This window comes from Corallococcus sp. AB032C (assembly GCF_003668935.1).
Taxonomy (GTDB): domain Bacteria; phylum Myxococcota; class Myxococcia; order Myxococcales; family Myxococcaceae; genus Corallococcus; species Corallococcus exiguus.
Genome location: NZ_RAWP01000093.1, coordinates 1 through 12,977 on the forward strand (window position 1 = coordinate 1; position 12,977 = coordinate 12,977).

General features: G+C 69.3%; 9 protein-coding genes and 1 pseudogene. 7 read left to right on the top strand and 3 right to left on the bottom strand.

The features are described 5' to 3' along the window. The 5 genes and pseudogenes from D7X99_RS31430 to D7X99_RS31445 all read left to right on the top strand — a co-directional run. On the top strand, positions 1-1,245 hold a 1,245-nt coding region (locus tag D7X99_RS31430; protein WP_121780985.1), incomplete at its 5' end, for a response regulator. Then, positions 1,242-2,081, top strand: coding sequence for a protein-glutamate O-methyltransferase CheR (locus tag D7X99_RS31435; RefSeq protein ID WP_233613869.1), 840 nt, complete (start codon positions 1,242-1,244; stop codon positions 2,079-2,081). The genes D7X99_RS31430 and D7X99_RS31435, both read left to right, overlap by 4 nt. Positions 2,082-2,097: 16 nt before the next feature. After that, a pseudogene (locus D7X99_RS44335) lies at positions 2,098-2,438 on the top strand (chemotaxis protein CheB); the annotation flags it as partial. A 31-nt stretch (positions 2,439-2,469) separates the two neighbouring features. Continuing rightward, complete coding sequence (locus D7X99_RS44340; RefSeq protein WP_253906059.1) at positions 2,470-2,703, top strand: chemotaxis protein CheB; 234 nt, start codon at positions 2,470-2,472, stop codon at positions 2,701-2,703. Then, positions 2,687-3,850 (top strand): hybrid sensor histidine kinase/response regulator, encoded by a 1,164-nt coding sequence (locus D7X99_RS31445; RefSeq protein ID WP_169831350.1) that lies wholly within the window; start codon positions 2,687-2,689, stop codon positions 3,848-3,850. The genes D7X99_RS44340 and D7X99_RS31445 overlap by 17 nt, the downstream gene beginning before the upstream one ends. On the opposite strand, the gene D7X99_RS31450 is transcribed toward D7X99_RS31445, so the two are convergent. Further along, on the bottom strand, positions 3,840-4,763 hold the full coding sequence (locus tag D7X99_RS31450; RefSeq protein ID WP_121780987.1) for a metallophosphoesterase: 924 nt from the start codon (positions 4,761-4,763) through the stop codon (positions 3,840-3,842). The two genes, D7X99_RS31445 and D7X99_RS31450, sit on opposite strands and share 11 nt — an antisense overlap. Before the next feature lie 84 nt (positions 4,764-4,847). Continuing rightward, positions 4,848-7,787 (bottom strand): choice-of-anchor D domain-containing protein, encoded by a 2,940-nt coding sequence (locus D7X99_RS31455; RefSeq protein WP_121780988.1) that lies wholly within the window; start codon positions 7,785-7,787, stop codon positions 4,848-4,850. Positions 7,788-8,205: 418 nt separating this feature from the next. On the opposite strand from D7X99_RS31455, the gene uvrA reads away from it, so the two are divergent. Further along, a complete protein-coding gene (gene uvrA, locus D7X99_RS31460; protein ID WP_121780989.1) occupies positions 8,206-11,079 on the top strand; it encodes an excinuclease ABC subunit UvrA in 2,874 nt (957 codons plus the stop codon). 22 nt (positions 11,080-11,101) lie between these two features. Continuing rightward, positions 11,102-12,550: a POT family MFS transporter gene (locus tag D7X99_RS31465; protein ID WP_121780990.1), complete on the top strand. Its 1,449-nt coding sequence runs from the start codon at positions 11,102-11,104 to the stop codon at positions 12,548-12,550. 43 nt (positions 12,551-12,593) lie between these two features. On the opposite strand, the gene D7X99_RS31470 is transcribed toward D7X99_RS31465, so the two are convergent. Continuing rightward, positions 12,594-12,974, bottom strand: a complete 381-nt coding sequence (locus D7X99_RS31470) for a hypothetical protein (RefSeq protein WP_121780991.1) — start codon at positions 12,972-12,974, stop codon at positions 12,594-12,596. Between the last annotated feature and the right edge of the window lie 3 nt (positions 12,975-12,977).

A 12,977-nucleotide genomic window follows, 5' to 3' on the forward strand; every position in this document is an offset into this window, starting at 1 on the left:
ACGCCGGCCCCGCCCCCCGGCCTGGAGGACGACCGCGAGCGGCTCACCTCCGGCTCGCGCGTGCTGCTGGTGGTGGAGGACGACGCGCGCTTCGCCCTCATCCTGCGCGACCTGGCGCGCGAGCTGGGCTTCCAGTGCCTCCTGGCCGCCACCGCCACGGACGGCCTGGAGGCCGCGCTCGGCCACGCGCCCCATGCCATCATCCTGGACATGAACCTGCCGGACCACTCCGGCCTCACGGTGTTGGATCAGCTCAAGCGCAATCCGCGCACGCGCCACATCCCGGTGCACGTGCTGTCCGCCGCGGACCGGACGCGTGAGGCGCTGGAGCTGGGCGCGGTGGGCTTCGCGCTCAAGCCCGTGCAGCGCGAGCAACTGCTGGACGTCTTCCGCACGCTGGAGACGAAGTCCGCTCCGGGCACCCGCCGCGTGCTGGTGCTGGAGGACGACGCCCGCCAACGCGAGAGCATCCAGAAGCTGCTGGAGACGGAGGACGTGGAGGTGGAGTGCGTCGCCACCGCTCACGACGCGCTCCAACGGCTTCGCGAGCACACCTTCGACTGCATGGTGATGGACCTGCGCCTGCCGGACCTGAGCGGCCAGGACCTCCTGGAGCGCATGGCCGCCGAGGAGGCCGTCTCCTTCCCGCCCGTCATCGTCTACACCGGCCGCACGCTCAGCCTCGACGAGGAGCAGCAGCTGCGCCGCTTCTCACGCTCCATCATCATCAAGGGCGTACGCTCCCCAGAGCGCCTGTTGGACGAGGTGACGCTGTTCCTGCACCAGGTGGAGACGCGCCTGCCACCGGAGCACCAGCGCATGCTCCAGGCCGCACGCGACCGCGAGTCCACGCTGGAGGGCCGCCGCATCCTCGTGGTGGAGGACGACGTGCGGAACATCTTCGCCCTCTCCAGCGTGCTGGAGCCCCGGGGCGCGAAGGTGGAGATCGCCCGCAACGGCAAGGAGGCCCTGGCCCTGCTGACGAAGAGCCTGGCCCAGCCCCAGCTCGCGGTGGACCTGGTGCTGATGGACATCATGATGCCGGAGATGGACGGCCTCACCGCCACGCGCGAAATCCGCAAGCACGACGCCTGGCGCAAGCTGCCCATCATCGCGCTCACCGCGAAGGCCATGCGCGACGACCAGGAGAAGTGCCTCCAGGCGGGCGCCAACGACTACATCGCCAAGCCGCTCGACGTGGAGAAGCTGCTGTCGCTCCTGCGCGTCTGGATGCCCAAGGGGTGAGACCGCGCATGCTCGACGTGGCGACGAAGGAGTTCGACATCGAGCTGCGGCTGCTGCTCGATGCGCTCTACCTGAAATACCACTACGACTTCCGAGGCTACGCGGAGTCCTCCCTCAAGCGCCGGCTGGCCCAGGCCGCGGAGCACCTCGACTGCGCCACCCTGTCCCAGCTCCAGGACCGGATGCTGCACGAACCCGCGCTGTTCCCCGTGCTGCTGGACTACCTCACCGTGCAGGTGAGCGAGCTGTTCCGCGACCCGTCCTACTTCCGCAACCTGCGCGAGCACGTGGTGCCGGTGCTGCGCACCTATCCGTCGCTCAAGGTGTGGGTCGCCGGGTGCAGCACGGGGGAAGAAGCCTGGTCGCTCGCCATCCTGCTGCGCGAGGAGGGGCTGCTGGAGCGCACGCTCATCTACGCCACGGACATCAACTCCACCGCGCTCCAGCGCGCGGAGGCCGGTGTGTACGCGGTGGACCGCATCGCGTCCTTCACCCAGAACCACCGGCTGTCCGGCGCGCGCACGTCATTGTCGGACTACTACACCGCCGCGTACGGCGGCGCGGTGTTCGACCGGTCGCTCAAGGGGCACATCGTCTTCTCGGACCACAGCCTGGCAACCGACAGCGTCTTCGCGGAGGTGCAGCTCCTGTCGTGCCGCAATGTGCTCATCTACTTCAACCGCGAGCTGCAGGAGCGCGCGCTGGGATTGTTCGCGGAGGCGCTCTGTCACAAGGGGTTCCTGGGCCTGGGGGCGCGCGAGTCGCTGCGCTTCTCCTCGCACGAGGACTCGTTCACCCCTGTCGTCCCCGAGGATAGGCTCTACCAGAAGCGATAGAGGAGGCCCCACCGCCATGCCCACTCCGCCCGCTGGCCGCGTCGACGCCATCGTCATTGGTGCGTCCGCGGGAGGGGTGGATGCCCTGACACAAATTTTGCCCGCGCTGCCCACGAACTTCCGGCCCGCGGTCCTCGTCGTCCTGCACCTGCCGCGCAGACTCCCAGCCTGCTGCCGGAGGTCTTCACCGCCCGATGCACGCTGCCAGTGCACGAGGCGACGGACAAGCAGCCCATCCAGCCCGAAACCATCTACTTCGCGCCTCCCAACTACCACCTGCTCGTGGACCGGGATGCGAGGGGGCCGTCGCTCGCGCTGTCCATGGACGCCCCCGTCCACTTCTCCCGCCCCGCCATCGACGTGCTGTTCGAGTCCGCCGCGGCCGTCTATGGCTCACGCCTGGGCGGCGTCATCCTTACGGACGGGCGCCAACGCGGACGGGGCGCTGGGGCTCCAGGCGGTGAAACGGCGGGGCGGCGTCACCCTGGTGCAGGCCCCCAACACCGCTCGCTCGCCTGCCATGCCCCAGGCAGCCGTCGCGGCAGGGCCGGTGGATTTCGTGCTGCCTCTTGAACAGATGCCCGCCGTCTTCCGGGCATGGGGAGATGGCGGTGCTATCTGACCTGTCCGTCCTCAGCAAGGAGCCCCTGCCCGTGGCTTCCCGGGTGAAGTGCCTGCTCGTCGATGACCTGGAGGAGAATCTCCTGGCGCTCTCCGCCGTGCTGCGGCGTGACGACGTGGAGGTGCACTGCGCCCGCTCCGGCGCGGAGGCACTGGAGCTGCTGTTGCGGCACGAGTTCGCGCTCGCGCTCGTGGACGTGCAGATGCCGGAGATGGACGGCTTCGAATTGGCGGAGCTGATGCGCGGCTCCGAGCGCACCCGCGACGTGCCCATCATCTTCGTCACCGCCGGCGGTGGCGACCCCTGGCGCACCTTCAAGGGCTACGAGGCCGGCGCGGTGGACTTCCTCTTCAAGCCGCTGGAGGCCCACGCGCTGCGCGGCAAGGCGGAGGTCTTCTTCCAGATGCACCGCCAGAAGCAGCAGCTGGCGCAGCAGCTGGACACGCTCGCGGAGACGCTGCGCCTCAACGAGATGTTCACCGCGGTGCTGGGCCACGACCTGAGGAACCCCCTCTCCGCCATCCTCACCGCGGCGGACCTGCTCCAGCGCCGCTCGGAAGACGAGGCCGTGAAGAAGACGGCCTCGCGGATGATGACCGCCGGCAAGCGCATGAGCCGGATGATTGAAGACGTGCTGGACCTGGCGCGCGCGCGGCTGGCGGGCGGGATTCCGCTGCGCCGGGGAGAGACGGACTTCGGGCAGCTGGTGCAGCGCATGGTGCAGGAGCACCAGACGTCATGGCCCCGCCACCGCATCGAGGTGCGGCAGGACGGCGACCTCGTGGGGGACTGGGACGCGGACCGGCTGGCGCAGGTGGCCTCCAACCTCATCGGCAACGCGCTCCAGCACGGCGACGCCGCGGAGCCGGTGCGCATCCTCGTGGACGGCACGCGCGACCACGCCCTGCACTTCACCATCACCAACGTGGGCGTCATCCCCGCCCACCTGATGCCCTTCCTCTTCGACCCGTTCCGCGGCGGCCAGCAACGCCGGGGCCGGGGCGAGGGCCTGGGCCTGGGGCTCTACATCGTCCAGCAGATCATCCACGCGCATCAAGGCGGCGTGGAGGTGCTCTCCGGCAGCGGGCCCTACACGGAGTTCCGCGTGGAGCTGCCGCGCAAGGGCATGGACGTCGTCAAGCTGTAGCGCCGTTGTCCGCGGGCACGCTGCCCGGCCCGTCAGACTCCTCCAGCGGCGGCAGCGTGTGCAGCCCCCAGCGCTGTCCCGCCTGCCAGGTGGCGACGCCGGAGACACCCCAGCCGGCGCGCTGGGCCTCGCGCCCCTCGAACTCCAGCCAGAAGACGGCGGTGTCCGGCCGCGCCGCCTGGTCCAGGCACGCCACGCGCGACAGCGCGCGCCCATGCGAGTCCAGCGCCACGGCGAAGGGCTTGTGCGAGTGGCCGCAGATCACCCACTTCGGGTGCACCGTGTCCACCAGCTTGCGCGTCACCGGGTTGCCAATCCACGGCGAGGGCAGCGGGCGCGAGGGGGCCAGACGTTCGTCGCGGGCCCTCTGCACGATGCCCCGGGGCCACTCGTGCACCAGCAGCAGGTCCACGTCCCGCATCGCGGCCACCTGCTCCACCTCCGGCGTGCGGAAATAACCCGCCTGCTTCGCCGTATCAAGCGAGGTGGGCCGCCTCAGCGGCTGGTCGATGAAGCGCGGCGCGTGGATGCCGGACAGGTACGCCACGCGTAAGGGGCCCAGGGTGCGCAGGCCCGCGCGTCCCAGGTAGTGGACGTCCGGGGCCAGCTCGCCGCCGTCGGGCAGGTCGTGCAGCGCCTCGAAGTCCTCGTTGTTGCCGCCAATGAAGTACAGCGGCCGCTTCACGCGGCGGATGCCGTCCGCGTACTCGGCGAACTCCGCGGGCATGGCGCGCTTGGCGGCCTTGCGCCGGTGGTCGTCCGCGTGGCGGAAGGCCTCCACGTCCCCCACCGCCAGCACCAGGTCCACCCTCCGGCCACGCGCCTGCTCCAGCGCATCCAGCCACGCCTCCACGCGGTGGAAGCGGCCATGGATGTCACCCAGCGCGGCGACGAGGAGGGAGTCCTGCGGCATGTCCTTCACTCAAGGCCTCCCACCCCTCCCTGTCGAGTCATCCGACTCTGTCACTTTCCAGTGACGGACGTATGGCCGCCCCCGCTACGGGCAACCCAGCGGATAGGTGACCTCCACCACCGCGCCCGGGGCCGGGGCGCGCAGCCGGTCGAAGATGACAGCGTTGGCCCGCGCGTCATAGGACCAGCCGTCCGTCACGGGCAGCCCGTCCACCCGGACGGCGATGGCGCCGGGGTCCTCCGGCACCTCCGACAGGGGGAAGGCGCGGTTGGGCCCGAAGGCGCTCTCCGACAGCTTCTCCAGCGACGCGGCCCAGTTGGGCGTGCAGATGCTGTCCACCACGCCGTTGAGCTTCCGGGCCAGCTCCATGTACCGGCTGCCGGAGCTGCTGGAGGTGGTGCAGGTGCTCAGGTCCTCCGGGCCCACCACGGCGTTGAAGCTCACCTTGGACGGGTCGTTCCCCTTCAGGGCCAGGAGGTAGGTCTCGTAGAAGGACACCGGCTGGGAGCTGAAGTCCTCCTCGTCCGACAGCACGATGATGGCCAGCTTCGCCTCCTCGCGCAGGAACCCGCCGTTGCCGTCGTTGGACTGGGGCGTGCGCGGATCATCCAGGTCGTAGAGCAGCGGATCCGACAGCGCGCGGTACGCCGCGTCCAGGCCCTGCTCGTTCCAGTGGCACACGCCCACGTGCGTGTTGTTGGCGAAGACGCCGGCCGCGTTGGGCGTCTCCGGCGTGATGATGCGCGGGCTGGAGCCGTCCACGGGGAACAGGCGCCCGTTCTCACCGCCCAGCGCGCCGCCGGGGCACTCGGACCAGCCGCCCGGAGACGGGTCCAAGCCGGTGGTGGTGACGCCGATGCGGTAGTCCACCTGCGCGGCGGTGGCCGCGGACAGGAAGGCCGAGAAGTTATCCCCCAGGCTCTGCTGCTCCTCCATCATGGAGCCCGAGTTGTCCACGACGAAGAGCACGTCCACGCGCGCCTCCGACTGCTGGACGAAGCGGTCCGTCTGGTCCGTCTTCGCCAGGCCCCGCCCCACGAGCCCCGCGTTGTAGACGGCGCCGTCCTTCAGCGTGAAGCGCACCGTCGCCGCGTCCTCGTCCTCCTCCACGGGCGCGTACTTCGCGGTGAGCTTCACGCGCCCACCCGCGGGAATGGTCGCGGGCAGCGGGCCGGACACGGCGAACTCCTGGCCCGGCTGCTCCAGCTTCATGCCCGTCACCTTCACGTCCCCCGGGCAGTCGTTGTAGGCCATGAACTCGCGGGTGCGAGGGCCGCACGCCAGCCGGCTGATGCCGAAGTCCACCGTGGTGGGCTGCACGGAGAAGCACCCCTGCACGCCCCGGCCCACCAGGTTCACCAACGGGTGGCCGCGCGTGGGGTGGCTCACCCAGCCCTCCGCGAGCCCCTGGAACTCCCCTTCACCGGACGGGCGGAAGCGCACGAGCAGCGTCGCCTTCTTGCCGGGCTCCAGCACGCTGTTGGCCACCGTCGCCGCGCGGAAGGCCGGGTCCGACCCCGACGCCAACTGGAGCCCCGCCAGGAAGCACGCCTGCGTGCCGGTGTTGCGCAGCGTCACCCCCAGCGCCACCTCCGAGCCCACCGGCACCTGGCCGAAGTCCAGCACCGAGGGCAGCGCGTACTCGCACGGCGCGAAGGCCTTGCCCTCGCCCGCCAGCGTCACGCCGTCCGTGGCGCTGGAGGTGCGCTGGGTGGAGGTGACTGCCAACTGCCCGCTGCTCGCGCTGCCCACGCCCGCGCGAGGGCTGAAGGTGAGGCCCACCTTCAGCGTGCCCCCGGGCGCCACCGGCTGACTGGACGGCGGCTGCGCGAGCGTGAAGTAGCCCCCCGCCTGCGTGGTGAGGTGGAGCCCGGTGACGGTGGTCTCCTCACGGCAGTGGTTGTTCACGGTGACGTCGCGCGTGGCCGTCATGCCGAAGGCCACCGGCCCGAAGTCCAGGTGCGCGGGCGTCACCTCCACGCACGAAGCGCCGCCCTCGCCCGTCAGCGTCACCTTGGGGCCGGGCGACGTCGTCTTCGGCTTGCGCACGGACACCTCCACGCGGCCGTCGCGCGCCCTGCCGGCCACCGCGGGCGTGAAGGCCACGCGCAGCTCCACCACCCCGCCCGGCGACAGCACGTCGTTGGGGAGCGCGGGCGCGCTCACCACCTTGAACACGCCGGACGGGTCCTCCAGGAGCGACGCGCCCTTGTAGCTGAGCGGCTCGGAGCCCAGGTTGCGCACGGTGATGCGCTCCTCGGCGGTGGCGCCCACCGCCACCCGGCCGAAGTCCACGCGCAGCGGCGTCACCTCCAGCGCGCCGGCCACGCCCATGCCCGTCAGCCTCACCACCGCGGGCTCGCAGCCGTCGCACACGGCGACATGCAGCTCCGCCTCGCCGTTGCCCAGCCGCACGGGGCTGAAGGCCACCGGCACCTTGCGCGTCTCATGCGGCGCCAGCGTGGACGGCATCCCCGCGCCGGCGGAGAACTCGTCCTTGTCCGCGCCCTCCACCGACAGCACCAGCGGGCTCTCCACGTCGGAGGGGTTGCGCACCGTCACCTCGCGCATCTCCACCAGCCCCAGGTTCACGTTGCCGAAGTCGAGCGCCGTCTCCGGCACCTCCACCAGCGCCTTCACGCCGCGCCCGCTGACGGGCACCTGCGTCGCCGCGCCGCCGGACGCGTCCGTGAACAGCTCCAGCTGCCCCTGCACCGCGCCCTCCACGTCGGGCGTGAAGCGCACTTCAAGCTCGTGCTCCGCGCCGGCCGTCAGCGTGAAGGGCTCGAACACCGGGACGCTGACGTTGGGCAGCGACGAGCGCGCCCCCTCCACGCGGTACGACGCGCGCCCCTGGTTCGCCAGCCGCAGCGTCATCGTCTTGGTGCGCCCCACGGCGGCGGGACCGAACTCCAGGAGCTCCGGCCGCGCCGCGAAGCCCGTGCGTGCCTGCTGTGAAGTGGGTCGCTCACACGCCGTCGCCACCACCACCAACGCCAACACCAGCCATCGGAGTCCACGCATACAGAGTCCCGTCCTTCCTACACGCGGCACCGGAGTCCCCCCACACAGCACTGCACGTGGCTCCGGTCGGCGTGGAAAGATGCAACCCTGGTGCCTGGACGTCCCAACGAGGCGCCGTCACGCCGCCAACACGGCAAACGGGCGCCCACGCTGGGGAACAGCATTTAACGGGTAAATCAGGAGATTCCACGTTTCGTGGAAGCGACTGCAAAAGCTTCACAAACGGTCGATGCCACACCGACCCCTGACCCTCGGGGGCCGTGCGACTCCCAGAGGGGACGAGTGGAGCGCGCAGGACGGCCGCGTGCCCGTTTGGCTGTGGGGATGGGGGCGGCGCTTTCGGGTGTTTCCGCTGAACCTCTCCGGTAGTGCGCCTTTGCGTGCACCGGAACACCCTTTCAGTGATAAAGCGCCCCCCATGTCCGAGCCCGACGTCATTTCCATCCGTGGTGCCAGGGAGCACAACCTCAAGACCGTCTCCCTGGACATCCCGAAGAAGAAGCTCGTGGTGTTCACCGGTGTGTCGGGCTCCGGCAAGAGCTCGCTCGCGTTCGACACGCTCTACGCCGAGGGACAGCGCCGCTACGTGGAGAGCCTGTCCTCCTACGCGCGCCAGTTCCTGGGGCAGATGGAGAAGCCCCGCTACGACACGCTGCGAGGCCTGTCGCCCACCATCTCCATCGAGCAGAAGGCGGCCAGCAACAACCCGCGCTCCACGGTAGGCACCGTCACGGAGGTGCACGACTACCTGCGAGTGCTCTACGCCTCCATCGGCGTGCAGCACTGCCCCCAGTGCGGCCGCAAGGTGGGCAAGCAGAGCGCGCAGCAGATCGTCGATGAGATCATGAAGCTGCCCGCGGGCACCAAGCTCCAGGTGCTGGCGCCCATCGTCACGAACCGCAAGGGCGAGCACAAGGATTTGCTCGCGGAGGCGCAGAAGCGGGGCTTCTCCCGCGCGCGCGTGGACGGGAAGGTGCGCGAGTTGGAGGAGCGCATCGAGCTGGACAAGAAGTCCAAGCACGACATCGCGCTCATCATCGACCGCCTGGTGTTGAAGCCGGACCTGCGCACGCGCCTGACGGACTCCGTGGAGACCGCGCTGCGCGAGGGCAAGGGCACGCTCATCATCACGGATGAGAAGGGAACGCTCGCGTCCGACCGCGTGATGAGCGAGCTGAACGCGTGCCCCGCGTGCGGCCTGTCCTTCGGGGACCTGACGCCCGCGTCGTTCTCCTTCAACAACCCGCTGGGCATGTGCACGGACTGCAACGGCCTGGGCACCCGTCCGGAGATGGACGCGGACCTGCTGGTGCCGGACCCGTCGCGCACCATCCGCGACGGCGCGATTGAGCCGTGGGCCAGCGGCATGAACCGCGGCGAGGGCTGGACGGCGGACTTCGTGGAGAGCCTGGCGTCCGCGTTCAAGATTGATCTGGACGTCCCGTACGCGAAGCTGACCAAGCGGGAGAAGGACGTCCTGATGAACGGCGCGAAGGGCAAGTCCTTCACCGTGCAGTGGGGCGACAACGGCCAGTACGACATGGAGTGGGAGGGCCTGCTCGCCCGCACCATGCGCAACTTCAAGACGACCACGTCGGAGGCGCGCAAGGCGGAGCTGCAGAAGTACTTCAGCGACAAGCCCTGCCCGTCCTGCAAGGGCGAGCGCCTGCGTCCGGAGAGCCGCGCGGTGAAGGTGCACCTGCGCACGCTGGTGGAGCTGAGCCGGATGACCATCACGGAGGCGCGCACCTTCCTCACGCAGATGGGCCTGAGCGCGCAGGAGGAGAAGATTGCCCAGGAGCTGCTCAAGGAGATCCGCAGCCGCCTGTCCTTCCTGGTGGACGTGGGCCTGGGCTACCTCACGTTGGACCGCACCGCGTCCACGCTGTCCGGCGGTGAGAGCCAGCGCATCCGGCTGGCGTCGCAGATGGGCAGCGAGCTGACGGGCGTCATCTACATCCTGGATGAGCCCTCCATCGGCCTGCACCAGCGTGACAACGGCAAGCTGCTCACCACGCTCAAGCGCCTGCGTGATTTGGGCAACTCCGTCATCGTCGTGGAGCACGACGAAGAGACGATGGAGGAGGCGGACTACCTGGTGGACTTCGGCCCCGGCGCGGGCGAGCTGGGCGGGCAGGTGGTGTCCCAGGGCACGCCCAAGCAGGTGATGGCGGACGAGAAGAGCCTCACCGGCGCGTACCTGTCCGGCCGCCAGGAGATTGAAATCCCCGAGTCCCGCCGGCCGGTGAACCCCAAGCATCAAATCTCCATCGTGGGCGCGACGGAGAACAACCTGAAGAACGTGGACGCGGACATCCCGCTGGGCATCTTCACGGCGGTGACGGGCGTGTCCGGCGCGGGCAAGTCCACGCTGATCAACGAAATCCTGTACCCGGCCCTGGCGCGCGCTCTCTACGAGAGCCGCGAGCCCATGGGCAAGCACAAGTCCATCAAGGGCCTGGAGCACCTGGACAAGGTCATCGACATCGACCAGCGGCCCATTGGCCGCACGCCGCGCAGCAACCCGGCCACGTACACCAAGGTGTTCGACGCCATCCGTGAAGTCTTCGCCATGACGCCGGAGGCGCGCACGTTCGGCTACGGCCCGGGCCGCTTCAGCTTCAACATCAAGGGCGGCCGCTGCGAGGCGTGCGAGGGCGACGGCGTGAAGCTGGTGGAGATGCACTTCCTGGCGGACGTGTACGTTCCCTGCGAGGTCTGCAACGGCAAGCGCTTCAACGAAGCCACGCTGCGCGTGCGCTACAAGGGCAAGAACATCGCGGAGACGTTGGACTTGAGCGTCCGGGAAGCGGTGGACCACTTCGGCGCGCACAAGGACATCCTGCGCGTGCTGACGACGCTCACCGACGTGGGCCTGGGCTACCTGCGGCTGGGCCAGCCCTCCCCCACCCTGTCCGGCGGTGAGGCGCAGCGCATCAAGCTCGCCCGCGAGCTGGCCCGGGTGGCCACCGGGCGCACGCTCTACATCCTGGACGAGCCCACCACGGGCCTGCACTTCGAGGACATCCGCAAGCTCTTGTCCGTGCTCAACCGGCTGGTGGAGGCGGGCAACAGCGTGCTCGTCATCGAGCACAACCTGGACGTCATCAAGAGCGCGGACTGGCTCATCGACCTGGGGCCGGAGGGCGGCTCGGGCGGCGGGCAGATTCTCGCCATCGGGACGCCGGAGGAAGTGGCGAAGGTGGAGGCCAGCCACACCGGGCGTTACCTCAAGCACGTGCTGGGCAAGGCGCGCCGGGCCCGCATTGGCAAGCGCGTGGACGCGGCCTGAGGGGCCCCGGTAGGGTGGGGGCATGGCCGAGACCTCGACCGCCCCCACCTCCCAGCGCTTCCCGCCTCAGATTCCCTACATCATCGGGAACGAGGCCTGTGAGCGCTTCAGCTTCTACGGGATGCGGAACATCCTCGTGGTGTTCTTCATCGACTACCTGCTGCGCACGCACGTGCCGGAGACGGGGGCGCGGGAGGCTCAGGCGAAGTACCTGATGCACCTGTTCATGGCGGGCGTGTACTTCTTCCCGCTCCTTGGCGGGTACCTGGCGGACCGCTTCTTCGGGAAGTTCCACACCATCTTCGTGCTGAGCCTCGTGTACTGCGCGGGGCACGCGTGCCTGGCGCTCTTCGAGGACAACGCCACGGGCTTCTACACGGGCCTGACGCTCATCGCGATTGGCAGTGGCGGCATCAAGCCGTGCGTGTCCGCGATGGTGGGCGACCAGTTCACGGAGACGAACAAGCACCTGGTGAAGAAGGTCTTCGCCATCTTCTACTGGACCATCAACTTCGGTTCGTTCTTCGCGTCGCTGTTCGTCCCCGTGCTGATGAAGAACTACGGGCCGGCGGTGGCCTTCGGCGTGCCGGGCATCCTGATGTTCCTGGCGACGATCATCTTCTGGGCGGGCCGCAAGCACTACGTGCTGGTGCCGCCCACGGGCCCCAATCCGCACTCGTTCTTCAAGGTGCTGGGCAGCGCGTTCCGGGGCAAGGACGCGGCGGGCGGCACCTGGCTGGACAAGGCGAAGGCGGAGCACCCGGCGGAGGCGGTGGAGGGCGTGAAGGCGGTGTTCCGCGTGTCCGCGCTGATGCTGCCGTTCGTGCCCTTCTTCTGGATGCTGTTTGATCAGAAGGCGTCCACCTGGGTGGTGCAGGCGCGGTCCATGGACCCCAACGTGGGCGGCATCGTGTTCCAGCCCAGCCAGATGCAGTTCATCAACCCCATGCTGGTGATGCTGCTCATCCCCTTCCTGACGGCCGTGGTGTACCCGGCCTTCCAGCGGATGGGCTGGGAGCTGACGCCGCTGCGGCGCATGCCGCTGGGCCTGGTGATTGGCGCCGCGTCGTTCGTCATCGCGGGCTTCTTCCAGGTGGCCATGGAGGGCGGGACGACGCTGAACATCGCGTGGCAGCTCTTGCCGTACATCGTGCTGACGGTGGCGGAGATCCTGGTGTCCACCACGGGCCTGGAGTTCGCGTACACGCAGGCGCCCCGGCAGATGAAGGGCACCATCCAGAGCGTGTGGCTGGTGACGAACACGCTGGCGAACGTGGCGGTGGCCATCGCCGCGGCGCTCAACGTCTTCACGGGCTCCGCGCAGTTCTTCTTCTACGCGGCCCTGGCCACCGTGGCGGCCGTGGGCATGGCGCTGGTGGCCCGCCGCTACGTGGTGCGCGACTACTACCAGACGGACGCGCAGGCCCCCATGGACGGCCGCAACCCGGGCGTCGAGCCGAAGCCGGCCTAGTGGCGCAAGAGATGACGCCGGAGCCCCCTGGGCGCTCCGGCGTTCATCCCCGCTTCATGACGAACTCAGCGTGGATGCGCCGTGCCTCGATGACACCGGCATCCCTTGAATCGGGGGCCTCCGCCCTGTCGTCGTGGGGGTCGAGCGAGAGGTAGACCGAACCCGACTCCAGGATGAAGGCCGTGTAGCCCGGGACGAAATAGAACGCGGAGCCCTCGTCCCAGGCCAGGTCGAACCGGGTCACCCCGCTGAGCCGCAGGCGCAACTCCGCCACAGGGCTCTCCGGCCGAGGGACACAGGTGATGTCGATGACCACCCCTGCCCCTTCCACCGTCTGGACCGTGAACGCACGAAGCGTCCCGTCGTGGAGGGCCCAGTGCCCCGCGATCTCGTCCAACGACTGTCTGCCTTCGGATGTGCTCATTCC

Coding starts and splice junctions, on each gene's coding strand:
- uvrA (WP_121780989.1), top strand. CDS start 8,206: ATGTCCGAGCCCGACGTCATTTCCATCCGTGGTGCCAGGGAGCACAAC.
- D7X99_RS31450 (WP_121780987.1), bottom strand. CDS start 4,763: ATGCCGCAGGACTCCCTCCTCGTCGCCGCGCTGGGTGACATCCATGGC.
- D7X99_RS31465 (WP_121780990.1), top strand. CDS start 11,102: ATGGCCGAGACCTCGACCGCCCCCACCTCCCAGCGCTTCCCGCCTCAG.
- D7X99_RS31455 (WP_121780988.1), bottom strand. CDS start 7,787: ATGCGTGGACTCCGATGGCTGGTGTTGGCGTTGGTGGTGGTGGCGACG.
- D7X99_RS31470 (WP_121780991.1), bottom strand. CDS start 12,974: ATGAGCACATCCGAAGGCAGACAGTCGTTGGACGAGATCGCGGGGCAC.
- D7X99_RS31445 (WP_169831350.1), top strand. CDS start 2,687: ATGGCGGTGCTATCTGACCTGTCCGTCCTCAGCAAGGAGCCCCTGCCC.
- D7X99_RS44340 (WP_253906059.1), top strand. CDS start 2,470: ATGGCTCACGCCTGGGCGGCGTCATCCTTACGGACGGGCGCCAACGCG.